The sequence below is a fragment of the Pseudarthrobacter sp. As-47 genome (assembly GCF_058215595.1).
In genome coordinates this window covers 1,767,143-1,792,732 of the sequence record NZ_CM177088.1, presented here as the reverse complement: position 1 = coordinate 1,792,732, position 25,590 = coordinate 1,767,143, and the positions used below count along the sequence as shown (strand labels likewise).

Below are 25,590 nucleotides of genomic sequence, written 5' to 3'. Positions count from 1 at the left end.
GTCAGCCCTTCGTTGTGAAAGCCCTGGCGGCGATGGCCGGCAGGAAGCTGTGGGCCTCCGGGATGTGCGCTGCACTGACCCGGCGGCGGAACACCCAGTAGGTCCAGGCCTGGTAGGCAATGACAAGGGGAAGGCCGAAGGCCGCCACGATGCTCATGAGCCCCAGGGTGTAGTCGGAGGAGGACGCGTTGGAGATGGTGAGGTCATAGGCCTCGTTGAGGGTGGAGGGCAGCACCACCGGGAACACGGCCGCGAAGATCGATGCCGAACCCAGTGCCAGGAAAGCTCCAAGGGCGGAAAAGGCCTTGCCTTCCGCTCCCCGGCGGGCCCACACCCAGGCCGCTGCGGCGGCGGCGACAGCCACCAGGACAAGGGCCCAGGTCCAGGGCTTCCCTTCCAGGAACTGGATGCTCAGTGCCCACCCCGCGATGGGCAGGAGCAGGACGGGCAGCAGGCGCACGAACCATGTCCGTGCCCGGTGCCGCACGTCGCCGTCGGTCTTCAGGGCCAGGAAAGCCAGCGCGTGGATCAGCGAGAAACCCACGACGGCGAGGCCGCCCAGGACGGCGTATCCGCTGAACCAGGCCAGCGGGCCTCCCTCTCGGTCGCCATTGGCGTTCAGCGGCAGGCCGGTGGTGGTGAGCGCCAGCGCGGCACCCACGCCGAAGGCCGCGAAGAAGGATCCCAGCGCGATGGCCCAGTCCCAGCGGGCACGCCACCGGTCCGTGTCCACCTTGCCCCGGTACTCGAACGCCACCGCCCGGAAAATCAGGGCAACGAGCACCACCAGCAGCGGAAGGTAGAGGGCCGAGAACAGGGAGGCGTACCAGAGCGGGAAGGCGGCGAACGTGGCGCCGCCGGCCGTCAGGAGCCATACCTCGTTGCCGTCCCAGACGGGTCCGATGGTGTTGAGCAGGACGCGGCGCTCCGTGTTGTTGCGGGCGAAAAGCTTCATGAGCATCCCGACGCCGAGGTCGAAGCCCTCCAGGAAGAGGTACCCGGTCCACAGCACCGCGATGGCGATGAACCAGACGGTTGGCAGCAGTTCCATGTGTGTATTTCCTCTGCTCTTCGTGCGCGGCTTAGTAGGCGAACGCCAGGACGTCGTCGCCGGGTTTGCCGCCGCCCGGTCCACCGGATCCGGGGGTGGCGTCCTCATTTTCGTCGGCCGGTGCATGGACCAGCTCAGGCATGGCGGAGACCACTCCGCCGCGGATGTACTTCACCAGCAGCTTGACCTCAACCACCAGCAGGACTGCGTAGACCGCCGTCAGGGTGACCAGCGAGGCCAGCAGCTCCCCGGCAGAGACACCGGGTGATACCGCCGCCGCCGTGAACATGAACACCTGGTCGATGCCGCTGGGATCCGGGTTGGGAGCGACGACGAACGGCTGGCGGCCCATCTCGGTGAAGATCCAGCCGGCCGCGTTGGCACCGAAGGGGGCCAGGATGCCGAAGACGGCGAGCCGCATGAGCCAGCGGGATTCGGGGACGGTGCCCTTCCGGGTGATCCACAGCGCAACGAGGGCGGCGAGGGCCGCGAGCCCGCCGAAGCCGATCATCATGCGGAAGCCCCAGTAGGTGACCTCCATGACGGGAAGGTAGTCGATCTCCTGGCCCGCGCGTTCGCCGTAGATGGGATTGTCCGGAAGGTGGGTCCCGTAGGCCTCCTTGTACTGCGGCAGGAGGCTGTTGACGCCCTGGACTTCGGTGGTGAAGTCGCCCTTCGCCAGGTAGGAGAGGATGCCGGGGACCTCAATGAGGGCAACGATGTCGTCGCAGTTCTGCGAACCAAGGTTGCCGATGCTCAGGACGGAGAACCCGGTGCCGTCATGGCAGGCGGCTTCCGCTGCGGCCATCTTCATGGGCTGCTGCTCGAACATCAGCTTGCCCTGGAGATCCCCGGTGAGGGCGGTGCCGGCGAAGGAGATCATGGCCACCACCGCGCCGATCCGCAGGGACCGGAGCCAGACTTTGTGGTCGTCGCGGTCCCGGCCGGGGATGTCCGCCGATTCGCCCGGGATGACCTTGCCGTCGGCGCCGACGGTGTCGACGCCGTCGCGCCGCCTGCGCCAGAGGTGGTACCAGGCGATGCCCAGCAGGAAGCCGCCGGCAACGGCGAGGGCACCGAAGAGGGTGTGCGGTACGGCAACGAGCGCGGTGTTGTTGGTGAAGACGGCCCAGGCGTCGGTCATGACGGGCCGGCCGTCGATCATCTCCACGCCCACGGGATGCTGCATCCAGCTGTTGGCCACGATGATGAAGTACGCGGAGAAAATCGACCCGATCACTGCGATCCAGAGGCACGCCAGGTGGATGCCGGGCTTGAGCTGCTTCCAGCCGAAGATCCACAGTCCCAGGAAGGTGGATTCGACGAAGAACGCCAGCAGCGCTTCCAGGGCCAGGGGCGCGCCGAAGACGTCGCCCACGAACCGGCTGTATTCGCTCCAGGCCATCCCGAACTGGAACTCCTGGACGATGCCGGTGGCCACGCCCATGATGAAGTTAATAAGGAACAGCTTTCCCCAGAACTTGGTCATCCGGAGGTACTCGGGATTGCCTGTGCGGTGCCACGCCGTCTGCATGACTGCGACAACCAGGCCAAGGCCGATGGTCAGCGGAACCATCATGAAGTGGTAAACGGTGGTGATCCCGAATTGCCAGCGTGCGATTTCCAGCGCGTCCATAGCGTCCAAGGCGGTTCCTCGTGTCAGCGAATGCAGATCTTCTACGTTTTGTAGAACTCAACTTCTACCGAGTGTAGAACAACGGCGGCGGCGGTGTAAAAACCAGCTTCCACTGCCCGGGGTCGGCAGGCAAGGGCCACGTCACGCCACGTGTTCTACCCAACGTAGAAAGTCTTGGGAAAACCGGGTAAATTGGAGGTTGTAGTTCAAACACAGCATGCAGCCACTTCCGCCCGGCGGCGGTGGCGCGGGGAAACAAAGGAAAAGTGCAATGGCTAGTCTTGGTGAACTGGAACGGGCAGTGATGGATCTGCTCTGGGCGGGCCAGGAAGCAGCCACAGCCAACACGCTGCGGGACAGGCTCGCGCAGACCTCGGCCGGCCAGGACGGTGCTGCCGGCCACGAGGGCAAGGAGCTCGCCGTGACCACCGTGCTCACCGTACTGTCGCGGCTGGAGAAGAAGGGCCTGGTGGAGCGCGAACGCGGCACCCGTCCGCACCGCTACCAGGCAGTGTCCAGCCGCGAGGACCACACCGCCGAGCTGATGCACGAGGTACTGGGGTCGGCTCCGGACCGCGAAGCAGTGCTGGCCCGTTTTATCGGGTCCGTATCCGAGGGTGAAGCCGAGACTCTGCGCAAACTGCTTGGCCACCTCTAGCGGACCATGTTCTGGGCCTCGTACCTGCTGGCGGTCCTTGCGATAGTCCTGGCGTGGCCGGTGCCTGTCCTCCTCTCACGCGCGCAGTGGCCCGCCCGCTCACCCTTCACCGCCATGATCCTGTGGCAGGCGATAGCGCTGGCCGGCGGGCTGTCCATGATCGGCGCAATGCTCGTGTATGGCCTGGAACCGATCGGGGACAACCTGATCGCAGGCCTGCGGGCGCTGGCCGGCATGGTGCTCTACAACGCCCCCACCACGGCCCTGGGTTTCTGGCATATTTTCGCCCTGTCCGCAGCAGCGCTGCTCACCGCCCACCTGGTGTTCACCCTGCTGCTGACCTACTACAAGATTGAGCGCCAGCGGCGGCGGCACCGCGAACTGCTGTCCCTGCTGGCCTCGCCGTCCGCTGAGGGGACGGGAACCCTGGTCATCAGCCACAACTCCCCCGTGGCTTACTGCCTTCCCGGCGGCGCCCGGTCCGTGACAGTCCTGTCTGACGGCCTCATGGCAGCCCTGGAGCCCGCAGAACTCCGTGCGGTCCTGATCCATGAGAACGCCCACCTCAGCCAGCGCCACCACCTGCTGCTGTGGGCTTTCGCCGCCTGGCGGCAGGCACTGCCCTGGCTGCCAACCACCCGCCTCGCGCAGGAATCGGTGAACTCCCTGATCGAGATGCTGGCCGACGACGTCGCGCTCAAGACCGAAAGCAAGGCCACGCTGATCAAGGCCATCGCCATTGTGGCCAGCGGGTCGGCCGGGAACAGCGGCGGCGCAGACCTCCGCCCGGAGGCCTCAAGCCTTGCCCTCTCCGGCCTGGACGCCGCCGCCGGCACGTCCGGCGCGGACTCCGCCCGGACCACCGCTTCACGGGTCAGCCGGCTGCTCTCGCCCCGGCCGGAGCTGCCGGCGCCCATCCGCAGCTTGGTCGTGGCGGGATCCGTGCTGCTCCTTGCCCTGCCCACCGCCCTGCTCGTGGTGCCCGGCCTGCTGGGCTGAGTCCCGCCGTCGTCCTCCCTTTGCTGCCCCGACGCCTGCGGCACAGGATGCCTGCGGCCTCCGCGGCCTGCCCGCTGCCTTCTGCCGTCAGGCGTCGATGCGTTCCCGGTCCAGGCTGGCGGCGCCGGCGATGATGAAGTCCTTGCGCGGGGACACGTCCGAGCCCATCAGGAGGTCGAAGATCTCCTCTGCCTGCTGCGCGTTTTCAATCCCTACCTTGCGCAGGGTACGGTGCCGCGGGTCCATGGTGGTTTCCGCCAGCTGTTCGGCGTCCATCTCCCCCAGGCCCTTGTACCGCTGGATGGGCTCCTTGTACCGCTTGCCCTCCTTGGCCAGGCGGGCCAGCAGGACGTGGAGTTCGGCCTCGGAGTAGGTGTAGATCATCTCGTTGGCCTTTTGGCCGGCGTTGATGACCTCCACCCGGTGCAGCGGCGGAACCGCCGCGAACACCCGGCCCTCCAGGATCATGGGCCGCATGTAGCGGAAGAAGAGGGTCAGCAGCAGGGTGCGGATGTGCGCGCCGTCCACGTCGGCGTCAGTCATCAGGATGACCTTGCCGTAGCGGGCGGCAGAGAGGTCGAAGCTGCGCCCGGACCCGGCCCCCACCACCTGGATCAGGGCAGCGCACTCGGCATTGGAGAGCATGTCCCCCACCGAGGCCTTCTGGACATTGAGGATCTTGCCGCGGATGGGCAGCAGCGCCTGGAAGTCGGAGGACCTGGCCAGCTTGGCGGTTCCGAGCGCCGAGTCGCCTTCCACGATGAACAGTTCGGAGCGTGCGACGTCGTCCGTGCGGCAGTCGGCCAGCTTGGTGGGCATGGAGGAGGTTTCCAGCGCGTTCTTGCGCCGTTGGGTCTCCTTGTGCACGCGGGCAGAGATGCGGGACTTCATCTCGTTGACGATTTTTTCGAGCAGCAGGGCGGACTGGGCCTTGTCATTGCGGTTCGCGGAGCTGAGCTTGGCGCCGATCTCCCGCTCCACCACCTTGGCAACAATGGCGCGGACGGCTGATGTGCCCAGGATTTCCTTGGTCTGGCCTTCGAACTGCGGCTCCGCCAGCCGCACTGTCAGGACGGCCGTCAGCCCGGCGAAGATGTCGTCCTTTTCGATCTTGTCATTCCCGGCCTTGAGCTTGCGGGCGTTGTTTTCCACGGCTTTGCGGAACGTCTTCACCAGGGCCTGTTCAAACCCGGACTGGTGGGTTCCGCCCTTGGGCGTGGAAATGATGTTCACGAAGCTGCGGACCGTGCTGTCGTAGCCGATCCCCCAGCGCAGGGCGACATCCACTTCACAGTCCCGCTCCACCTCGGCAAGCTGGCTGTGGCCGCGCTCGTCCAGGACGGGAACGGTCTCCTTGAACTTTCCGGAGCCATGCAGCCGCCACACATCGGTGACTGCCGGGTCAGCGGCGAGGAATTCGACGAATTCGGAGATGCCGCCGTCGTGGTGGAACACCTCTTCGTGGACGCCCGCCTCGCCGGGGGTACCCGGAACCCTCCGCTCATCCCGCACGGTCAGCTTGAGGCCCGGGACCAGGAAGGAGGTCTGCCGGGCGCGGGCGGCCAGTTCCTCGTAGGAGAACTTGGCGTCCGGGGTGAAGATCTGCCGGTCGGCCCAGTAGCGGATCCGGGTTCCCGTGACGCCGCGCTTGGCCTTGCCGGCGATGTCCAGGACCGAGTCGTCAACGAACGGGGTGAAGGGCGCGGCGGGGTCCGTCTTGGAGCCGGTGTCCTTGAACCGACCGGGTTCGCCGCGGCGGAACGACATCTTGTAGGTCTTCCCGCCCCGGTCCACTTCGACGTCGAGGCGCGAGGACAGGGCATTGACCACGGAAGCACCCACACCGTGCAGGCCGCCCGACGCGGTGTAGGAGCCGCCGCCGAACTTGCCGCCGGCGTGCAGTTTGGTGAAGACAACCTCCACGCCCGTCAGGCCGGTCTTGGGTTCCTTGTCGATGGGAATGCCGCGGCCGTCGTCGTGGATCTCCACGGAGTTGTCCGCGTGCAGGATGATTTTGATGTCGTGGCCGAACCCGGCCAGCGCCTCGTCGACGGAATTGTCGATGATTTCCCAGAGGCAGTGCATGAGGCCGCGGGAGTCGGTGGAACCGATGTACATGCCCGGGCGCTTGCGGACGGCCTCCAGGCCTTCCAGTACAGACAGGTGCCGGGCAGTGTAATCAGAACTTGGTGCCACTGGTGATGAGCTCCTTCAGGGACGTAAAACAGCGGGCTGGGATCGCTTCCTCTAGCGTAGTCGGCGCGGCGCCCGCGGTCCGGCTGCCACACCTGGCGGGGGTGTGGACCGCACCACGTCGGTACCTGCGCAGGCTGCTGGGGCGTTCTTGAGCCAACATTGGGGATACGCGCACAGCGAACTTGCCCCATCCTTGCGATGGTTTTGTTACGAATGCTGGTTATATAGACGTACTGATCTACTAAGGAGGCCGACATGACAACAGCAGTGGCAGACCGCACACTCAATGCACTGGACCGGTGCGACCGTTGCGGAGCTCAGGCCTATGTCCGGGTTGTATTGGAGTCCTCCGGCGGTGAGCTGCTCTTCTGTGGCCACCACGCCCGCGCAGTCGAGGCGACTCTGAAACCCTTGAGCTCCGACTGGCACGATGAGACGGGCAAGCTTCATGAGAAGGCAGCCGTAGAAATCGACTAGCTTCCCCAAAGCTGTTGGGACCCCACCGGAAGGTGGGGTCCCAATTCTTTTAAGCCGCGTCCCTCTTTAATCCCCGGCCCGGCGCCATTGGGGGGCACCGTTCCGGCCGGCCAGTCCCAGCCCGCGCGTCCTGCCGGGAACGGCAAAAGCGGCCCGCCCGCTGCCACACCCGCGAGGGCACGGCAGCGGGCGGGCCGCTTTTCCAGCTCATCCTGCTTTTAGTCGAGGTAGTCCCGGAGTACCTGCGACCGCGAGGGGTGGCGGAGCTTGGACATCGTCTTCGATTCGATCTGGCGGATGCGCTCACGCGTCACTCCGTAGACCTTGCCGATTTCGTCTAAAGTCTTCGGCTGTCCGTCGGTCAGGCCGAAGCGCATGGCCACAACCCCGGCTTCGCGCTCGGACAGGGTGTCCAGGACGGAGTGCAGCTGTTCCTGGAGGAGCGTGAAGCTCACGGCGTCCGCGGGAACAACGGCCTCGGAGTCCTCGATCAGGTCACCGAACTCGGAGTCGCCGTCCTCGCCCAGGGGCGTGTGCAGCGAGATGGGCTCACGGCCGTACTTCTGGACTTCCACAACCTTTTCGGGGGTCATGTCGAGTTCAAGCGCGAGCTCTTCGGGCGTAGGTTCGCGGCCGAGGTCCTGGAGCATCTGGCGCTGGACGCGTGCCAGTTTGTTGATGACTTCGACCATGTGGACCGGAATACGGATGGTGCGGGCCTGGTCCGCCATGGCACGGGTGATCGCCTGCCGGATCCACCAGGTGGCGTAGGTGGAGAACTTGAAGCCCTTGGTGTAGTCGAACTTCTCCACCGCACGGATGAGGCCCAGGTTGCCTTCCTGGATCAGGTCCAGGAACAGCATGCCGCGTCCGGTGTAGCGCTTGGCCAGCGAGACCACCAGGCGAAGGTTGGCTTCGAGGAGGTGGTTCTTGGCGCGCTTGCCGTCATGGATGATGAATTCAAGCTCGCGCTTGTACTTCGGATCCATGGAACCGTCGTCCGCGTTGACCTTCTCTTCGGCGAACAGTCCGGCTTCGATCCGGAGGGCAAGGTCCACTTCCTGCTCGGCGTTGAGCAGTGCCACCTTACCGATTTGCTTCAGGTAGTCCTTGACGGGGTCGGCCGTGGCTCCGGCGGACATGACCTGCTGGACAGGCGCGTCGTCGTCGTCAGCGTCCGAGTAGACGAAGCCCTTGCCGGAGCCGGCAACTGCCTTGGCGGGATCGGCCTCGGCGTCCTCCTCGATGACTTCAGGTCCTTCGAGGACGATGTCGTCGAGGTCTTCCTCGACTTCTTCAGCGTCGTCGGTGTCACCGGCAGCGGACTTTGCGGCTGCTGCCTTCGCACCGGGCTTGGGGCCGCGCTTCTTGGGCTCGGGCTTGCCGTCCGCTGCAGCCGCACCGGCCGACGCCTTGTTGGCTGCCCGCGTAGCTGCACGCTTGGCGTTGGTCGCAGCCTGCTTCTCCTCGGCGGACAGTTCGTCCTGGGCGGCGGGGTCCTTCTTCGTGGAAGACGGGGTCACAGAAAACCTTTCTAGCGGTGGTCTGTGGAATCACCATACGGGCAACACCACTATGACCCTGTCAAGTCCGTGGTGAAAACCAAGCGCCACCACGGCCGGCAGAGTCTGTTAAGACAACTGCCGGAGCCGCTGTTATGTTCCCCGCAGGGTCCACTCCTGTGCGCTCAATACACGGACCCAACCGGGTCTCGGCCTCCATTGTCTCATGTTTTCCCCGAATCGGGCCTCCCCGTCATTCGCCACCGCCGGGTGTCCCCGCCGTCCGGCCCCGTCTGCCGCCGCTCCCCCGGACCCCGGCAGCGGTCACGCCGCGTCCGGGCCGAACTTCTGCCAGGCAGCCTCCTTCCGTGCCGCCCAGCCGCAAAGTGTTCCGCGCCGGACCAGTTCCAGCAGCAGTTCCGCCAGGCGGTACCCGGGTTCCGCGTCAAGGGCCTGCCGGAGATAGACCGCCGAGTAGGAGCCGCGGCCGCGGCACCAGGCGATCCAGCCCCTTCCCGTGAACGATGCAGCCGCCGCCCGGCCGCCGGCTGCGGCAAGCTGCCCAAGGGCCAGGTCCAGGGCGTTGAGCCGTTCCCAGTCCGGGACGGCCGGGGCCACGCCCATCAGGACGTCCCCGTAGCCCGGGATTCCTGCACCGGGCGGTCCTTCCTTCGGCGGTCCTGTCTCCGCCGCAGCGCCCTGCAGTCCATCCGCGCATGCCCCGGTCCCCGGGAAGGCCTGGGGCGCCACAGGGGCCAGGAGGCATTCATCCCGGAAGAGCCCCAACTGCCCGGCACCGGCCCGGGCAGCTTGTGTACCGGCTGCCGCCATCATCAGGACAGCATCCCGGTACGCGGGGACCAACAGCGAGGCGCGCAGGAATCCGTCGCGATCCGCCTCGGGCAGCCAGGCTTCCTTCAGCGGGCGGTCCAGCAGATCCAGCCAGAGCCTGAGGACCGAGTCGAACTGCTGCCTGCTTGCCCGGCGAAGGTCCAGTTGCGCGGACCACGCGGTTTCAGCTTCCCTGACGGCAGCGAGGTAGAGGCTGGAAACCGGAAGCGCGGGTGCCTGCTCCTCCGGCTGCGGGCCAATGCTGCTTCCGCGGTAGACCATCTCGGTGTTCAAGGTGCTGTCACGGATCTGCTGCACCGGCCGGCCGGGGAGCGGGCAGCACGAAACATCCAGGCACCAGGCCTCGCGCCAGAAATCATCACCGACATACCAGGCTTCCCGGACCGGCATCCCGGCGTCTTCCAGCATGGAGTCCAGGCCGGCCAGCAGACCGTCGTACGGGGACGGCGACGACGCGCTGCCGTTGCTGGTGAAGAAAGCCAGCAAGGTGCCGTCAGCTTCCTTGTCCGCCGCCAGGTAGCGCCGGACGGCCTGCAGGAACTTGGCCGGTGCGGCCAGGACCTCGCGTCCTGGGAGGTCCAGCCGGAGGGTAGCGCCAAGCCTCGTACCCTGCAGGGTCATCGCCACCAGGCTCTGCGCCGGCCAGTATCCGAGCGAGTGCGGGATGAAGCCGAGGATGTCTTCGGGGCTGCGGACTGTCAGGTGGTCTGGAGAAGTCATGGCTCCAGCTTCCGCCCCCCGCCGGCTCCCGATAAGAACGGACAGCGGCTATGTGCGGAAACCGGGCCTGTGGAGGATCAGTGCCAGTGGAGGACCAGCGTCACTCATCGGGGATCGAGGACCCGCGCCGCCGCGCAAGGTTCTCGCGCCGCTGCCGGGCCAGCGTGCTGCGCAGCGGCGGCACCACCACACCCTGGGCGGCCATCTGCCGCCGCACCTTGCGCCGGCACACGAGCATGGCTGCCGCCCCGAACCCCAGCAGCAGGAACTGGACGCTCAGGGCGATCCGGAAAGGATCCAGGCCGTAGAGGACGCCCTGGGAGAACCCGCTGGCAAACAGGATGTCCAGCACGAGCCCGATCAGGAAGATCGCCACCAGGGCGGCGATGAACCCGCCCACGTTGACGATGCCCGTGGCCGTCCCGATCCGGTGCGCAGGGTTGAAGGTGCGGGCAAAGTCGAAGCCGATCATGGACCCCGGACCGCCGACGGCCAGCACCACCACGAGACCGGCCAGCAGCCACAGCGGAGCACGGCCGGGGGTCAGCAGGACGGCGGCCCACGCTGCCGCGGTTGCGCCGGCGATGAGCAGGACCATGGTGGAACGCCGTAACGGGTGGCGGGAGACGAAGCGTCCGATGAAGGGCCCCACCGCCATCGCGGCGGCGACGTAGAGGGCCATCAGGGCCGCCACCGTTCCTGCGTCCAGGCCCTGGCCGGAGAGCAGGAACGGGTAGCCCCATGTCATGGCGAACACGGTGCCGCTGAACTGAATGGTGAAGTGGCTCCAGAGCCCCAGGCGGGTCCCCGGCTGGCGCCAGGCCCGGGCCAGCGAGGACCCGGTAGCCCGCAGCCCCTGCTGGGCCTGCGGGCGGGCGGTTCCCGGCGGGACGTCCTGCAGCAGCACCAGCGTAAGGACGACGGCGAGGGCTGACATCCCGGCAAGCATGAGGAACGCCGGGGTCCAGCCCGCGAGATGCAGGACGAAGGCGAAGGGGATAACGCTGAACAGCTGGCCGAGCTGGCCGGACATGCCCGTCAGCTGCGTCACCAGTGGAACCCGGGCAGGAGCGAACCAGAGCGGAATCAGCCGGATCACGGAAATGAACGTCATGGCGTCCCCGGCGCCCACCAGGACCCGGCCGGCCACTCCCCCGGGAATGCTGTCTGCAAAGGCGAGCTGGAGCTGGCCCAGCCCCATGAGGACTGCGCCGCCGGCGATCATGGCACGGGAGCCAAACCTGTCCACCAGAAGCCCTACGGGAATCTGGAGCCCCGCGTAGACAAGGAGCTGAAGGACAGTGAAGAAGGAGATCGCTGACGCGCTGGCCTGGAACCTCTCGGTGGCTTCCAGCCCCACCACGCCAAAGGACGTGCGCTGCGCCACGGCCACCAGGTACCCGAATATTCCGATGGTCCAGATAAGCCAGGCGCGGGGTGCAGTCACTCCTTCATTATGCCCGGGCGCCCGCCGGGGCCCTTACTTGCCGGGGTTCTCCCGGGCCAGGTAGGCCTCCACGGCAGCGCCGAGGTCGTCGGCGTTGGGCAGCTCGTCGTTCTCGTCCGCCAGGAGCGACCGGCGGACCGTGCCCTCGGCCTTTTCGTCGTAGCGGGCCTCCAGCCGCGACACCACCTGCTGGACGTCCTCGGAGGCGTCGATCTGTTCCGCGATCTGGCGGCTTACCTCACGGCCTGCTTCCCGGAGCCTGTCCGATGGCAGCATCAGTGATGTGGCGGCACCGAGGTATTCAAGGCCTGCGACGGCGGCGGTGGGGTATTCCGCCTCGGCCAGGTAGTGCGGCACATGGATGACATAGCCGGCAACATTGCGTCCTGCCTCCACGAGGCGGAGTTCCAGGATGTGGCCTACGGCGGCGGGGACCTCCACGGTGGGCTTCCACACCGAGATACCCTCGATCAGGTCAGGACGGTTACCGTGCACCGTCACACCCACCGGCCTGGTGTGGGGAACGGGCATGGGGATGGAGTGGATCCAGGTCACCAGGTTCACATCCAGCTTCTCCACGATGCCCACCACGGCCCGTGCGAACCTCTCCCACTGCAGGTCAGGTTCGAAGCCCGCCAGGAGCAGGAAGGGCTTACCCAGCCCGTCCTTCAGCCGGTACAGGGCCAGCCGGGGCTCCTGGTAATCCTGGAGGTGGTCCTCCACGAACGTCAGGTGCGGCCGGCGCGAGCGGTAGTCAATAAGCTGGTCCGCATCAAAAACCGCCACCGGCTCGGCGTCGAGGGAATCCAGCAGTTCGGCATTGATCTGCTTCACCACGTGGCCTGCGTCGGCAAACCCGGTGAAGCCCATCACCAGGTTCAGCCCGCGGAGTTCAGGGCTGTGGAACAGCTCAATGTTGCTCGCATAGAGCGCATCGGGGTCCAGCAGGGAGCCGGAGATCCGTTCAAGCACGGCATGTTCCTTTCACAGGTGCGGGTGGACATTCTTTACAACGCCCGGGGGCAGCGGGGCATTCCGGCGCCGGCTGTGGCGCACCTCTCACGGAATTCACCAGCTCCGACACGGACGGGCTACGATCGGAACTGGCCTGCCAGACGGGCCCGCAGGCACCCGGACTGCGTTCCGAACGGCGGTACCCGGGCAACCATGGCAGAGCGCCGAACATGCACCCCTGCCCGAACATCTTTCGAGAATCGAGGACTGATCCGCGTGGTCAAGAATACTGAAATCAACCTTAGTACCCTCTCGCGGGACCTGAAGAAAAGCCCCAGTGACGCCGTCGTCATAGGTGTGGGGCAGGGTGCGGACGGACCCGTCCTCCTGGACAACCCGCTGACCGCCCGGTCCGCCGAGGCGCTGACCGATTCCCTGAAGGCCCTCGGCATTACGGGCGCAGCGGACCAGCTGGTGCGCCTGCCGGGCCTTCCCGAGACCGGCGCGGGCGTTTTGGTCCTCGCCGGGGTGGGCAAGGTATCAGCCACGAAGCCACTGGCAGGGGAAGCCCTGCGGCGGGCAGCAGGCTCCGCCGTCCGCCAGCTCGCCGGCCTGGCCACGGTTGCCCTGGCATTCCCGACGGCGTCCCTCGCCGACGTTGAGGCCGTAGCCGAAGGTGCCGCGCTGGGCGCCTATTCCTTCAGCGAGTTCCGGTCCTCCAAGGACGGCCTGAAGGACCCCGTCCGCAATGCCGTGATCTTCACTGAACTGGCCGGCCAGAAGGAACTGGACGAGGTCCTCAAGCGCGCCACGCTGATCGGCAGGGCGGTCAACGCCACCCGGTCCCTGGTCAACCAGCCGCCCAGCCACCTCTACCCGGAAACCTTCGCTGACGCCGCGAAGGACCTCGCCAAGGGGCTGCCCGTCAAAGTGACCGTCTGGGACGAGAAGCGACTCGAGAAGGAAGGCTTCGGCGGCATCATGGGCGTGGGCAAGGGCTCGGCACGCCAGCCCCGCCTGGTCAAGGTGGAGTACTCCCCTGCCAAGGCAACCTCGAAGATCGCGCTGGTCGGCAAGGGCATCACGTTCGACACCGGCGGCATCTCCATCAAGCCGGCCCTGGGCATGGGCGACATGAAGAGCGACATGGCGGGGGCCGCAGTCGTCCTTAACACTGTCCTGGCCCTCGCGGGACTCGGCCTGCCGGTCAAGGCCACCGCCTGGCTCTGCATCGCCGAGAACATGCCCTCCGGCGCCGCCTCCCGCCCCGCCGACGTCCTCACCATGTTCGGGGGCAAGACCGTTGAGGTCCTGAACACCGACGCCGAGGGGCGGCTGGTCATGGCCGACGGCATCGTGGCCGCGAGCCGCGAATACCCCGACGCCATCATCGACGTTGCCACGCTCACCGGGGCGCAGCTGATCGCCCTGGGCAACCGGACAGCCGGCGTCATGGGATCCGAGAGCGTGACGGGCCCGCTCAAGGCGGCAGCGGACCGGGCCGGTGAACTCGTGTGGCCCATGCCGCTGCCCGAGGAACTGCGGCCCAGCCTGGATTCGCAGGTCGCCGACCTCGCCAACATCGGCGAACGCCACGGCGGCATGATGACCGCCGCCGTTTTCCTCCGCGAGTTCGTGGGTAAGGGCAAGGACGGGGAACAGATCCCCTGGGCCCACATCGACATCGCCGGGCCGTCCTTTAATAACGGGAGCCCGTACGGCTACACGCACAAGCAGGGAACGGGCTGCACCGTCCGGACCCTGGTGGCGTACGTGGAGGACATCCTGGCTGCCGCCTGACCCTTTGGCGGCCTCCGGCGTGCTGTCACGCGGCTTTGCGGGACCGGTGATCCCTGTGCCACAAAGCCGCGTGACACTCGACACAAGCGCTCCACAAACGTGGTGCCAGGGTGGAGCATGGATAAGTGGTTCGCTAAGGTGAACCACGGTAGTCACAAATGCAAGAGAATTGGCCTGCTGGCATAATCACGGCAGTGCAAGTTCCAAGACCAGATGATGCGCAGGATCGCGTCATCGTTCACGCGAGGGAGCGTTTAAGTGGCCGATCAGGCAACTGCGCAAGAATTCGACATCCTGGTACTCGGTGGCGGCAGCGGCGGATACGCCGCCGCGCTCCGGGCAGTACAGCTTGGCCTCACCGTCGGCCTCGTGGAGAAGGCCAAGCTGGGCGGCACCTGCCTCCACAACGGCTGCATCCCCACCAAGGCCCTCCTGCACTCCGCGGAACTGGCCGACCACGCCCGTGACTCCGCCAAGTACGGCGTGAACGTCACCCTTGACAGCATCGACATCAATGCCGTCAACGCGTACAAGGACGGCATCATCGCCGGCAAGTACAAGGGCCTTCAGGGACTCATCAAGTCCAAGGGCATCACCGTCATCGAAGGTGAAGGCAAGCTCCAGGGCACCGACACCGTCGTGGTGAACGGCACCGCGTATAAGGGCAAGAACATCGTCCTGGCCACGGGTTCCTACTCGCGCACCCTGCCCGGCCTGGAGCTCGGCGGCAAGGTCATCACCTCCGACCAGGCCCTGACCATGGACTTCATCCCCAAGAGCGCCATCATCCTGGGCGGCGGCGTCATCGGCGTCGAGTTCGCCTCTGTGTGGAAGTCCTTCGGCGTCGACGTCACCATCGTGGAGGGCCTGCCCTCGCTGGTTCCCAACGAGGACGCCACCATCGTGAAGAACTTCGAGCGCGCCTTCAAAAAGCGCGGCATCAAGTTCTCCACCGGCGTGTTCTTCCAGGGCGTCGAGCAGAACGACGACGGCGTCAAGGTCACCCTGGTGGACGGCAAGACGTTCGAAGCCGACCTGCTGCTGGTTGCCGTGGGCCGCGGCCCCGTCACCGCCAACCTCGGATACGAGGAAGCGGGCATCACCATTGACCGCGGCTTCGTCATCACCAACGAGCGCCTCCACACGGGCGTCGGCAACATCTACGCGGTGGGCGACATCGTCCCCGGCGTGCAGCTGGCGCACCGCGGCTACCAGCAGGGCATCTTCGTGGCCGAGGAAATCGCCGGCCTGAAGCCTGTGGTGGTCGAGGACATCAACATTCCCAAGGTCACCTACTCCGAGCCGGAGATCGCTACCGTGGGCTACACCGAAAAGGCCGCCAAGGAGAAGTTCGGCGAGGACCAGGTGCAGACCCAGGAATACAACCTCGCAGGCAACGGCAAGAGCTCCATCCTGGGCACCTCCGGCCTGGTCAAGCTGGTCCGGCAGAAGGACGGCCCCGTGGTGGGCGTCCACATGATCGGCGCGCGCATGGGCGAGCAGGTGGGCGAGGCCCAGCTGATCGTGAACTGGGAAGCTTACCCGGAGGATGTGGCCCAGCTGCTCCACGCCCACCCCACCCAGAACGAGTCCCTGGGCGAAGCCCACCTGGCACTCGCCGGCAAGCCGCTTCACGGCTAGTCTCCCCAAAACCCAAGGGCCTGGTGCACCCGGCACGGAATGCCGGGTGCACTAGGCTGGCCAAACGGCAGCAATCATCCGCACTAAAGATCAATAAGGAGAACGGGGACGACATGTCTGAATCCGTTAACTTGCCCGCCCTCGGTGAGAGCGTCACCGAAGGAACCGTCACCCGCTGGCTCAAGCAGGTAGGTGACCGGGTAGAGGTGGACGAGCCGCTGCTCGAAGTCTCCACCGACAAAGTAGACACTGAAATCCCCTCTCCTGTAGCTGGCGTGATTGAGGAAATCCTGGTGGCCGAGGACGAGACCGCCGAGGTCGGCGCTCCCCTGGTTCGCATCGGGGACGGCTCCGGCGGCGGCGCACCCGCCGAAGAGGCTCCCGCCGAGGAGGCCCCTGCTGCCGAGGAAGCGCCGGCTCCCGCCGAAGCGCCCTCCACCGAGGCGCCCGCTCCCGCAGAAGCACCTGCCCAGGAAAAGTCCGCACCTGAGGCGCCGGCCGCCGGCGGCGAAAGCCACGACGTCACCCTGCCGGCCCTCGGTGAGAGCGTCACGGAAGGTACCGTCACCCGCTGGCTCAAGGCTGTTGGCGACGCCGTGGAGGTGGACGAACCCCTGCTGGAGGTTTCCACCGACAAGGTCGACACCGAAATTCCCTCCCCCGTGGCCGGCACCCTCCAGGAAATCCGCGTCAACGAGGATGAGACCGCCGAGGTTGGATCCGTCCTTGCCGTCATCGGTTCAGGCGCTGCTGCCGCCCCGGCCGAGGCCCCCTCCACCGAGGCACCGGCCAAGGAAGAGCCGAAGGCTGAAGCACCCGCACCGCAGGCCGCTCCCGCCCAGGAAGCACCCAAGGAGGAAGCCCCCAAGGCTGCCCCGGCTCCCCAGGCTGCTGCACCGGCGTCCGAAGAAGCTGCACCGTCAGCAGGCGGATCCGAGTCGGGTTATGTGACTCCCCTGGTCCGGAAGCTCGCCAACCAGCACGGCGTGGACATCACCTCCCTCTCCGGCACCGGCGTCGGCGGCCGCATCCGCAAGCAGGATGTCATCGCCGCAGCCGAGGCAAAGGCAGCTCCCGCGGCCGCGCCCGCAGCTCCGGCAGCGTCCGCCCCGGCAGCCTCCGCATCCGCGGGCCAGGCCGCTTCCTCGCTGCGCGGCACCACCCAGAAGGCCCCGCGCATCCGCCAGGTCATCGCCCGCCGCATGCGCGAGTCCCTTGAGGTCTCCACGCAGCTGACCCAGGTCCACGAAGTGGACATGACCAAGGTCGCCAAGCTCCGTGCCCGCGCCAAGAACTCCTTCCAGGCACAGAACGGCGTCAAGCTGACCTTCCTGCCGTTCATCGCCAAGGCTGTCGCCGAGGCCCTCAAGCAGCACCCCAAGCTGAACGCTGCCTACGACGAGGACAAGCAGGAGATCACCTACCACAACGCCGAGCACCTGGCGATCGCCGTCGATACTGACAAGGGCCTGCTGGTTCCGGTCATCTCCGATGCCGGCAGCCTGAACCTTGCGGGACTGGCGGGCAAGATCGCCGACGTTGCCGGCCGCACCCGCGACGGCAAGATCGGCCCGGACGAGCTGTCCGGCGGCACATTCAGCATCACCAACATCGGTTCGGTCGGGGCCCTGTTCGACACCCCGATCATCAACCAGCCGCAGGTGGGCATCCTCGGCACCGGCGCCATCGTCAAGCGCGCTGTGGTGGTGGCCGATGAGAACGGTGACGATTCGATCGCCATCCGCTCCATGATGTACCTGTCCCTGACGTACGACCACCGCCTGGTGGACGGCGCGGACGCCGGCCGTTTCCTCCAGACCCTGAAGGCACGCCTTGAAGAAGGCGCCTTCGAAGCGGACCTGGGGCTGTAACACCCGGACGCACACGACGGCGGTGCAGGCAACGGCGGGATACCTCCCGGACGGCCTGCACCGCCGTCGTCGTTTAACGCTCAGGCTCCCGCCCGGAAAGTATGCGGACGGGGCACCACGCACCCGAACCGCTACTACGCCCGGTAGAACGAATGGCTACACTGGTCCCATGAACATCGTCTATAACATCGTGGTCTTCCTGCATATCGTCGGCGCCGCCATGATCGTCGGCATCTGGATCGGCCAGATGAAGAAGCCCACCGTCCACCCCCGCCAGTTCGACGGCGCCATGCTCCAGCTGCTGACCGGAGTGGCACTGATGGGGCTTATCCCGGCCCTGGACATGGACGCCAACTATTTCAAGCTCGGCATTAAGTTCGCTGTGGCGCTGGCCGTTGGCGTGCTCGCCTTCATCGGCCGCCGCAAGTACAAGAAGGGCGAGGACATCAGCGCAGGCCTGGCGCATGGCGTAGGCGGACTCGCGCTGCTGAACATCGCCATCGCGACGCTCTGGCAGTAGCAGCCCCGGCCAAAACCACGACGGCGGCGTTTCCTTCCCAGGGAGCGCCGCCGTCGTTGTTTCCTACCCCGGTCATAATCCTCTGACAGCGGACAGCCGGTGCATGCCGCGGGTGTTGTCCCTAGGATGGGACACGGCGGGGCCCGGGCACCGGCCTGCCCCGGTACACATCGACCTGAGGAGTGAACATGGCAGCAACACGTTCAGCAAACGCAGTATGGAACGGCAACCTGACGGAAGGTGCCGGCACCACCAGCCTGGCCACCTCAGGCCTGGGCACGTTCGATGTCACCTGGAAGGCCCGCACCGAAGCGGCCAACGGCAAGACCAGCCCGGAGGAACTCATCGCCGCAGCCCACGCCGCGTGCTTCTCCATGGCCTTCAGCAACGAGCTCGATAAGGCGGGCCACACACCTGAGGAAGTCCGCACCAAGGCAGACGTGACGTTTGTTCCCGGCACGGGAATCACTGGCAGCCACCTCACCATGTCAGCGCGGGTCCCCGGCATTTCCGAGGAGGAGTTCCAGAAGATCGCGGGCGAGGCCAAGGTGGGCTGCCCCGTGTCCGGCGCCCTGGCCAGCATCGACATCACCCTGGATGCGACCCTGGAGTCCTGATCCGGCAAAAGTAAAAAAGCCCTGCCTGGCCATTCCGGCCAGGCAGGGCTTTTTGCTGCGCTGCGGTTCTACTGCCGATGCGGCTTCTGCTGCTGGGGCTACTTCCCCTGGCGGCGTGCCGGCAGCGGGGCGGGACGCAGCCGGCGGTAGCCTTCGCGGGCCGGCGGACGGTCGGTGGGCAGTTCCTGGATCATTTCCTTCAGCGCACCAATGCCGTACTCCAGCTGGGGGTCCCGGCCCGCGGCATAGGCATGGGGCGGGAACGTGACCTCGATGTCCGGGTCCACCCCGTAGTTCTCCACGCTCCAGCCCACACCGCCGCCGAACCAGGTGGCGTACCGCGGCTGCGTCACGCCGGTGCCGTCGGCCAGGGCGAAGCGGTTGTCAATGCCCACCACCCCGCCCCACGTGCGCGTTCCGATGACCGGCCCGATCCCCCTCAGCTTGGACACCTGCGTGATGATGTCCCCGTCCGAGCCGGCAAACTCATCGGCCAGGATGATCACCGGACCGCGCGGCGCATGGTGGGGGTACGTCCGCGGCTTTTCGCCGCGGGGCATGCTCCAGCCCGTGACCTTGCGTCCAATGAGCTCTGCCACCAGCTGCGAGGTGTGCCCGCCGCGGTTGCGCCGCACATCGACGATCAGTCCGTCCAGGGCAGTTTCGGTGTCCAGGTCCCGGTGCAGCTGTGCCCAGCCGTTCGCCATCATGTCCGGGATGTGGAGGTAGCCGAATGTGCCCGCTGACGCTTCACGGACGGTCCGCCGGTTCGAAGCCACCCATTCCTGGTACCGGAGGCGCTCCTCGTCCTTGACGGGCACGACGGCGACGCGGCGCTGGGTGCCCGCTGCGGCTCCGTGCGCAGCACCGTTCAGGAGGGTCAGCTCGACGGCGCGCCCTGCGGCTCCGACAAGCTGCATGGCCGGGGTGACGCTTTCCGAGAGCGGCACGCCGTCGATGGCGAGCAGGATATCCCCCGCCTTGCCGCCGACGCCGGGCCGGGTCAGGGGCGACGTCGCCAGCGGGTCGGAGGACTCGCCGGCAAGGATCCGCGTGATTTCCCAGCCGGCGGACGTGTAGGCCAGGTCGGCGCCCAGCCTGCCCTGGCCGTGGCTGCCGTTCTCCGTGACGAGTGCCGGCCGGACGTAGGCGTGCGAGGTTCCCAGCTCGCCGTGCAGTTCCCAGAGGAGGTCCACCAGGTCATCGTGGGAGCCCAGGCGCTCCACCAGGGGACGGTAGCGCTTGTGGATGGATTCCCAGTCCTGGCCGGCCATGTCCTCGGTCCAGAAGAAGTCGCGCTGCAGCCGCCACGCCTCGTCGAAGGCCTGGCCCCATACGCTGAGCGGTTCCATCATGACCCGGATCCGGCCGAGGTCAACCTTGACCAGCTTCCCGGATTCCTCATCCGCCTTGGCATCTGCGGGCACCACGGTGACCTGCTTGTCCGAGACCAGCACCACCTTGCTGCGGTCCCCTGACAGCCGGTAGCTGTCCAGCGCGTCCACCAGGGTGGCCTGCTTTCGCCGTCCAAGGTCGAACCGGACCAGGCTGGGGCGGGCGTCCTTGTCGTCCTGGCTGGCCTTGCCGTCGCCGGTGACCCCGGCGAGGGCCCAGTCGAGCCACAGCAGGGCCCCCTCAGTTGCCTTCAGTGAGGTGTAGTTCCCCTGCGGCACGGGAACGGTGATGACCCGGTGGGCCAGGCCCTCGGCGTCCACCCGAACGTCCGGTGCTGCCGATTCCCCGTCCGGGCCCTGCCCGTCTCCCCCTGCGGCGGCAGCTTCCCCTGCATCGGAGTCCACCGCGGGACCAAAGGGCGACGGCGTGTCCGCCGCGAGTGCCACAAGGTACGGCTTGATGGGGCTGGGGAAGGAGAGGTCGAAGGAATGTCCGTCGTACACCGGGTCGAAGCTGCGGTTCGACAGGAACGCCAGGAACTTCCCGTCCGGGGTAAAGACCGGGGACTTGTCTCCGAAGCGGCCGTCCGTGACATCCACCGGGACGGATCCCGGCTTTGCCACGCTGGCCATCCGCAGCCGGCTGCGGGAACCGAAGGACGTGACCGGTTCCGACCACACGAGCCACTGCGAGTCCGCCGACCACGAGAGGTCGGCAACCGTGCCCTCGCCAATGCTGGACACCAGCGTCAGTTCACCTGTGCGGGTGTCCGCCACATAAACCTCGCCGAAGGACGTGCCGAGGGCGAGCCGTTGCCCGTCAGGACTGGCTTCCAGGGCGCTGGCACGCGACGGACGGGGAAAGTCGATGCGGGTTGCTGCCGGAAGTGCCTGTGCTTCGGCGGAGGTGCCGGCTTCAGGAGCAACGTCGGCCTGCTCATCAGAGGCGTGGGCCGGCACGGCGTTCCCGGCCAGCGCAGGGTTCCCGGCCAGCGCGGCAGCACCGGCAGCGGGGACCGGCTGCGGCAGGACTACGGTCTCTTCCTTTCCTGCGGCCACCGGCGTGGGAACGTCCGCCGTGCTGCGGGTTGCGGCGCCACCCGGGCCCGCGCTCCCTTCCGTGCCGCCAAGCCCGGCATGCGGCACCGGAGCCGCGATGTCCTTGATGTACAACGCCTCGACGTTGCCGTGGTCTGCGAGGTAGGCGATCCGACCGTCCCCCAGGGGCCGGGGCAGGCGGGCGCGGACACCCGGCGTCGCCTCGATGATGCGGGACGGCCCGTCCTTGTGGCGCAGCCAGTGGATGGTGCCGTGGGCTTCGATTGCACTGGCGGAACCGGTCGTGTCAGGTACTGCCGCACCGAGGTGCCTGGCGGTCTTGAGCAGGGCAGGACGCCTGGACTGCGAGGCGGAGCCAAGGGTGATGTCCAGCCGAACGGCGTCGGAGCCGAGATCGTGCAGTACCCACAGCTCGCCGGCGGATTCGAAAATGACCCGTTTGCCGTCGGTGGCGGCATGCCGGACGTAGAAGTCCTCGTGGTCCGTGTGGCGGCGCAGGTCCTTTCCGCTGGGAAGGACCGAATAGAGGTTGCCGTAGCCCTCGTGGTCCGAAAGGAAGGCGATCCGGCCGTCCACCCACATGGGATCGGCAAGGTTGCCGTCAAGCTCCGGCACCAGGCGTTCAAACTCCCCGTTGCCGTCGGCGTCGATCCACAGCTTCCCCGCGGTGCCGCCGCGGTAGCGTTTCCACCAGGCGGGTTCGCGGGACAGCACGCTGCCCACCACCACGGGCCGCTCGTCGCCCACCTCCGGACCAAAGGCTACGGACTCAACCGGCCCGTACGGGAGTTCCTCGGCCCAGCCGCCCTCCAGCGGGACGCTGTAGGCGTGCGTGTGCCTGCTTTCGGCCTGGCGGAACGCGCTGGTGACCACCACTGAACCGCTGGCAGTGAATCCCTTGACCCGCGTTGTGGTGTGGCCGAAGAAGGTCAGCTGCCTGTACCCGCCGCCGTCGACTTCTGCCGACACCACTTCCGGCGCCGTTCCCTGGACCACCGTCCACACCAGCCGCTTCCCGTCGGGGGTGAACCGGGGGTTGCGGGCGGGCAGTTGGAGGGCCGAGACGCGCCAGGCGCGGCCGCCGCCCAAGGGCGCGATCCACACGTCGTCCTCGGCCACGAAAGTGACCAGATCGCCGTGCAGATGCGGGAAACGGAAGTAGCTGGAAAAGGTCATCGTTCGATCATAGTCAACCCTCCTGCGGCCTGTCGGGAGGTGCCGCCGGCGCTGCGGCGTGGTGAGATGGACCATGCGCATCGTCATGGCCGGCGCCTCCGGGCTCCTCGGCACTTCCATGTCAGAAACCTTCACCAAGGCAGGCCACGACGTCGTGTCCCTGGTCAGGGGGGACCCCGCCTCCGCGTCCGAGGTCAGGTGGGATCCCGCGGCCGGTGACCTGGATCCGCAGGCCCTGGCCGGGGCGGATGCCGTGGTTAACCTTTCCGGCGCCGGCATCGGGGACCGGCCCTGGACCCGCAAACGGGTGGAGGAGCTGTTCAGCTCGCGGATTGGATCAACGCGGACCCTCACGCAGGCGATGCGGCACTTGGATTCCCCGCCGGCGGCCTTTATCAGCCAGTCCGGCTCGAACTATTACGGCGACGCCGGCAACACCGTACTCCGTGAGTCCGCACCGCCGGGATCGGGAACCTTGTCGCGGATCTGCGTTGAGTGGGAGGACGCAGCCCGTTCGGCCCCGGACGGGGTGCGGGTGGTGACAACGCGGACAGGCGTTGTCCTCAGCCGGTCAGGCGGGGCGCTGGGCAGGCTGCTGCCCCTGATCCGGCTGGGCCTGGGCGGGCCGCTGGGGAGCGGCCGGCAGTACTGGCCCTGGGTCACCCTGCCGGACGTATCGGCGGCATTCCTCTTTCTGCTCGAGTCACGGGTCAGCGGGCCAGTGAACCTGTGCGCTCCCGAGCAGGCTGACGTGGGCACGCTGGTGGGGGAAATTGCGCGTGCACTGCACCGGCCCGCGGCCCTGCGGGTCCCCGCCCCTGTGCTGCGGCTGCTGATGCGGGATCTGGCGGAGGAACTCCTGCTTTCCAGCCAGCGCATGGAACCGGCGGTGCTCCTCGGGGCCGGTTTCGCGTGGCAGCACCCCACGGTGGCAGAGGCCGCCCAGTGGGTTGCCGGCAAGGACTAGGTGGGGATCAGTCCCCTGGAAGGATCTCGCTGATGCGCCACGCGCCGCCCACGGTCACGAGGACCAGTCGGAGCTGGCGGCTGGTGGTGGCCGGGCCCGTCCCGACGACGGAGCCCCCGGCATCCTTCTCCTCATATGCGGAGGAACTGGAGCGCACCCGCACCAGGGCGCGGGCGGCAGTGGCTTCGTCCTCCAGATGCAACTCGGCAAGGGTGCCGGAAAACCCGGCGAGGACGTGGCCGGAGCTTCGAAGCCGTTCGGCTGTCCGCCCATCGGCGGCAGCTGCCGGGGAGCCTCCCGCGTTAACCTCGTCGAGCAGCCCGAGCTCTCCCGTGCTGAAGGCCAGGTCCCGCAGGGCAGCGAGGCCCTGGACAGCCTGGATGGGATCCGACGCCCGCGCCTGCTGCCTGGCCGCAGCCGCAGGGCCACCGCTGTTGTCGCCCCCGCCGTTTTTCACTGCTCCCTGTTCGCTCCCGCCGATTTCGGTGGGAGCGCCGGAGATGTCCTGGGCTGCTGGGCTGGCAGCAGGTCCACTTGCTGCATCTTCACTTTCCGCAGCCCCACCCGAGGGAGTGTCGGGCGCCCGTCCGCCGCCGGATTCCTGACCAACACTGGACTCCCGGACCGTGACGGACTCCGGCGCAGGACCTGGCTTAAAAGGCAGTTCTGCGGCCCCTGCAAGCCACCATGCCACGGCCGCCGCCACCACGGCGGCCGCAGGGAGGAAGCCTCGCAGCAGTGGCGCGCGGCGCTGCAGGGGTGAGCGGCGCCGTCCCCTGCTGAGGTGGGTTGGGCCAGGATGTGCCACGCCCGCATCTGCCGGGCTGGATCGTACTGGACCTCCACCTGTTGGGCTGGATCGTGCCGTGCCGGTATCTGCTGTGCCAACTTCTGCTGTGCCAACATCTGCCGGGCCAGCTTGGGCGCTGCCAACGTCCGCTCGGCCGGCGTGCTTCCCGCCGGAAGGGCGGCGTTCGTTGACGGGCTGTGGAAACGGCATGCGCGGGCCGGCGAAGGAATGGCCGGACCATCTGGCAGTGGCGATCCACCTTCCTGCGGCCTTGTACTTTTCCGCAGCTGCCCTGGGCCGGGATGGTGCCGGGTTCTGCCGGCGGGTCAACAGCTCCGGAATCACCGTGGGATGGACGGAGGCGGCGAGGTCCAGTGGCCGGGGCGACGCGCTGCGGTAGACGGCGGTAGCCAGCGCCGCCGCGGTGGGCCGGGCACGCCGGTCCTCGTTCAGGCCTGCTTCCAGTGCAGCGGCCAGCTCCCGCGGAACATCCGGAACCAGGAGCTGCAGCGGCGGCCGGCCCGACGTCCTGGGCGGAGCCTGGCCCGTGAGGCAGAACCAGCCCAGCGCCGCCGTCGAATAGACATCCCTTTCGGGCTGCAGGCCACGCACGGCGTCCACCGGTGACGGGTCCACGAAGCCCGGTGTTCCTGACGCTGCTGCATGGCCGGGGTCGCCCAGCATCCGCGCGATGCCGACGTCTGACAGCAAGGGTTTTCCCTGCCCGGTGAACAGGACGTTTCCCGGCGAGACGTCCGCATGGGTGAATCCCTTGCTGTGCAGGTATCCCAGCGCCTGGGCGATGGGTGTCAGCACCGTGACCGTTTCGCCAACGCTCAACTTTCCGCGGCTGGCCATGAGGCCGGCCAGGGACCCGCCCGGCGCATAATCCATCACCAGGGCCGTGCCGCCTTCGGGCTGTCCTGGAAACCGGACGGCATCATGTGCCTTGACCAGGTGCGGGTGGTCCAGGACTGACAGGATGCGGACCTCGCGCCGGACCGCGTCCTCAGTCAGCGGTTCACCACCGGCTGGGCCGGCCGTGCCGGGGTGGAAGCACTTGAGGGCAAAGTCCCGCCCGGTCCGGTTTTCCCTGGCCAGCCAGACCGTCGCGCACCCTCCGCGCCCCAGCATGCGTCCCACGGCGAAGCCGGGCACCCCGGGCGGCACCTCGGGCACCTGCGAAATTTCCATACGACATGTCTAGCCGAATCCTCTTCGCCGTGCAGAAGTTATCCACAGGCTTCACGGCAGCGCCCGGCC

18 protein-coding genes are annotated in these 25,590 nt (G+C 67.2%); 9 read left to right on the top strand and 9 right to left on the bottom strand.

Translation table 11 applies throughout. The features are described 5' to 3' along the window. Window position 1: 1 nt before the first annotated feature. Both cydB and AC4BCK_RS08210 read right to left on the bottom strand, forming a co-directional pair. Entirely contained in the window at window positions 2-1,051 is a 1,050-nt protein-coding gene (gene cydB / locus AC4BCK_RS08215) for a cytochrome d ubiquinol oxidase subunit II (protein ID WP_174177068.1), read from the bottom strand. Between the two features lie 31 nt (window positions 1,052-1,082). Beyond that, window positions 1,083-2,687: a cytochrome ubiquinol oxidase subunit I gene (locus AC4BCK_RS08210; protein WP_174177105.1), complete on the bottom strand. Its 1,605-nt coding sequence runs from the start codon at window positions 2,685-2,687 to the stop codon at window positions 1,083-1,085. A gap of 271 nt (window positions 2,688-2,958) precedes the next feature. Here AC4BCK_RS08210 and AC4BCK_RS08205 point away from each other — a divergent pair, with 271 nt between their 5' ends. Continuing rightward, on the top strand, window positions 2,959-3,345 hold the full coding sequence (locus tag AC4BCK_RS08205; RefSeq protein ID WP_174177066.1) for a BlaI/MecI/CopY family transcriptional regulator: 387 nt from the start codon (window positions 2,959-2,961) through the stop codon (window positions 3,343-3,345). Window positions 3,346-3,351: 6 nt separating this feature from the next. Next, window positions 3,352-4,344, top strand: a complete 993-nt coding sequence (locus tag AC4BCK_RS08200; protein WP_174177064.1) for a M56 family metallopeptidase — start codon at window positions 3,352-3,354, stop codon at window positions 4,342-4,344. 87 nt (window positions 4,345-4,431) lie between these two features. Here AC4BCK_RS08200 and AC4BCK_RS08195 read toward each other — a convergent pair whose 3' ends face one another. Then, on the bottom strand, window positions 4,432-6,540 hold the full coding sequence (locus AC4BCK_RS08195; RefSeq protein WP_174177062.1) for a DNA gyrase/topoisomerase IV subunit B: 2,109 nt from the start codon (window positions 6,538-6,540) through the stop codon (window positions 4,432-4,434). A 255-nt stretch (window positions 6,541-6,795) separates the two neighbouring features. Here AC4BCK_RS08195 and AC4BCK_RS08190 point away from each other — a divergent pair, with 255 nt between their 5' ends. Continuing rightward, on the top strand, window positions 6,796-7,017 hold the full coding sequence (locus AC4BCK_RS08190) for a DUF7455 domain-containing protein (RefSeq protein ID WP_013600696.1): 222 nt from the start codon (window positions 6,796-6,798) through the stop codon (window positions 7,015-7,017). Between the two features lie 218 nt (window positions 7,018-7,235). On the opposite strand, the gene AC4BCK_RS08185 is transcribed toward AC4BCK_RS08190, so the two are convergent. From AC4BCK_RS08185 to AC4BCK_RS08170, 4 genes are all read right to left on the bottom strand, one after another. Continuing rightward, a complete protein-coding gene (locus AC4BCK_RS08185; protein ID WP_490566823.1) occupies window positions 7,236-8,540 on the bottom strand; it encodes an RNA polymerase sigma factor in 1,305 nt (434 codons plus the stop codon). Window positions 8,541-8,843: 303 nt separating this feature from the next. Continuing rightward, window positions 8,844-10,091, bottom strand: a complete 1,248-nt coding sequence (locus AC4BCK_RS08180) for a DUF4192 domain-containing protein (RefSeq protein ID WP_490566822.1) — start codon at window positions 10,089-10,091, stop codon at window positions 8,844-8,846. 100 nt (window positions 10,092-10,191) lie between these two features. Then, a complete protein-coding gene (locus AC4BCK_RS08175; RefSeq protein ID WP_490566821.1) occupies window positions 10,192-11,538 on the bottom strand; it encodes an MFS transporter in 1,347 nt (448 codons plus the stop codon). A 33-nt stretch (window positions 11,539-11,571) separates the two neighbouring features. After that, window positions 11,572-12,510 carry a proteasome assembly chaperone family protein gene (locus AC4BCK_RS08170; RefSeq protein WP_251423217.1) on the bottom strand — a complete coding sequence of 313 codons (939 nt, stop codon included), beginning with the start codon at window positions 12,508-12,510 and terminating at the stop codon, window positions 11,572-11,574. 258 nt (window positions 12,511-12,768) lie between these two features. On the opposite strand from AC4BCK_RS08170, the gene AC4BCK_RS08165 reads away from it, so the two are divergent. The 5 genes from AC4BCK_RS08165 (at window position 12,769) to AC4BCK_RS08145 (ending at window position 18,941) form a co-directional block, all read left to right on the top strand. Beyond that, window positions 12,769-14,292 (top strand): leucyl aminopeptidase, encoded by a 1,524-nt coding sequence (locus AC4BCK_RS08165; RefSeq protein WP_490566820.1) that lies wholly within the window; start codon window positions 12,769-12,771, stop codon window positions 14,290-14,292. A 258-nt stretch (window positions 14,293-14,550) separates the two neighbouring features. Beyond that, entirely contained in the window at window positions 14,551-15,933 is a 1,383-nt protein-coding gene (gene lpdA / locus AC4BCK_RS08160; protein WP_066275209.1) for a dihydrolipoyl dehydrogenase, read from the top strand. Between the two features lie 113 nt (window positions 15,934-16,046). Beyond that, window positions 16,047-17,804, top strand: coding sequence for a 2-oxoglutarate dehydrogenase, E2 component, dihydrolipoamide succinyltransferase (gene sucB / locus AC4BCK_RS08155; protein WP_490566819.1), 1,758 nt, complete (start codon window positions 16,047-16,049; stop codon window positions 17,802-17,804). A 169-nt stretch (window positions 17,805-17,973) separates the two neighbouring features. Beyond that, entirely contained in the window at window positions 17,974-18,324 is a 351-nt protein-coding gene (locus AC4BCK_RS08150) for a hypothetical protein (protein ID WP_066275205.1), read from the top strand. A gap of 188 nt (window positions 18,325-18,512) precedes the next feature. Continuing rightward, window positions 18,513-18,941, top strand: coding sequence for an OsmC family protein (locus AC4BCK_RS08145; RefSeq protein WP_104187558.1), 429 nt, complete (start codon window positions 18,513-18,515; stop codon window positions 18,939-18,941). A gap of 98 nt (window positions 18,942-19,039) precedes the next feature. Here AC4BCK_RS08145 and AC4BCK_RS08140 read toward each other — a convergent pair whose 3' ends face one another. Further along, window positions 19,040-22,570: a S41 family peptidase gene (locus AC4BCK_RS08140; RefSeq protein WP_363935549.1), complete on the bottom strand. Its 3,531-nt coding sequence runs from the start codon at window positions 22,568-22,570 to the stop codon at window positions 19,040-19,042. Between the two features lie 73 nt (window positions 22,571-22,643). On the opposite strand from AC4BCK_RS08140, the gene AC4BCK_RS08135 reads away from it, so the two are divergent. Beyond that, the gene (locus tag AC4BCK_RS08135) at window positions 22,644-23,537 is read left to right on the top strand and encodes a TIGR01777 family oxidoreductase (RefSeq protein ID WP_251423204.1); all 894 of its coding nucleotides are present in this window, start codon (window positions 22,644-22,646) and stop codon (window positions 23,535-23,537) included. A 7-nt stretch (window positions 23,538-23,544) separates the two neighbouring features. On the opposite strand, the gene AC4BCK_RS08130 is transcribed toward AC4BCK_RS08135, so the two are convergent. Further along, entirely contained in the window at window positions 23,545-25,521 is a 1,977-nt protein-coding gene (locus AC4BCK_RS08130; RefSeq protein ID WP_490566818.1) for a serine/threonine-protein kinase, read from the bottom strand. Between the last annotated feature and the right edge of the window lie 69 nt (window positions 25,522-25,590).

What these genes read in the sequence shown, in the direction of transcription:
- AC4BCK_RS08180 (WP_490566822.1), bottom strand. Translation starts at nt 10,091, where the DNA reads ATGACTTCTCCAGACCACCTGACAGTCCGCAGCCCCGAAGACATCCTC.
- AC4BCK_RS08150 (WP_066275205.1), top strand. Translation starts at nt 17,974, where the DNA reads ATGAACATCGTCTATAACATCGTGGTCTTCCTGCATATCGTCGGCGCC.
- AC4BCK_RS08200 (WP_174177064.1), top strand. Translation starts at nt 3,352, where the DNA reads ATGTTCTGGGCCTCGTACCTGCTGGCGGTCCTTGCGATAGTCCTGGCG.
- AC4BCK_RS08210 (WP_174177105.1), bottom strand. Translation starts at nt 2,687, where the DNA reads ATGGACGCGCTGGAAATCGCACGCTGGCAATTCGGGATCACCACCGTT.
- cydB (WP_174177068.1), bottom strand. Translation starts at nt 1,051, where the DNA reads ATGGAACTGCTGCCAACCGTCTGGTTCATCGCCATCGCGGTGCTGTGG.
- AC4BCK_RS08140 (WP_363935549.1), bottom strand. Translation starts at nt 22,570, where the DNA reads ATGACCTTTTCCAGCTACTTCCGTTTCCCGCATCTGCACGGCGATCTG.
- AC4BCK_RS08205 (WP_174177066.1), top strand. Translation starts at nt 2,959, where the DNA reads ATGGCTAGTCTTGGTGAACTGGAACGGGCAGTGATGGATCTGCTCTGG.
- sucB (WP_490566819.1), top strand. Translation starts at nt 16,047, where the DNA reads ATGTCTGAATCCGTTAACTTGCCCGCCCTCGGTGAGAGCGTCACCGAA.
- AC4BCK_RS08135 (WP_251423204.1), top strand. Translation starts at nt 22,644, where the DNA reads ATGCGCATCGTCATGGCCGGCGCCTCCGGGCTCCTCGGCACTTCCATG.
- AC4BCK_RS08145 (WP_104187558.1), top strand. Translation starts at nt 18,513, where the DNA reads ATGGCAGCAACACGTTCAGCAAACGCAGTATGGAACGGCAACCTGACG.
- AC4BCK_RS08130 (WP_490566818.1), bottom strand. Translation starts at nt 25,521, where the DNA reads ATGGAAATTTCGCAGGTGCCCGAGGTGCCGCCCGGGGTGCCCGGCTTC.
- AC4BCK_RS08190 (WP_013600696.1), top strand. Translation starts at nt 6,796, where the DNA reads ATGACAACAGCAGTGGCAGACCGCACACTCAATGCACTGGACCGGTGC.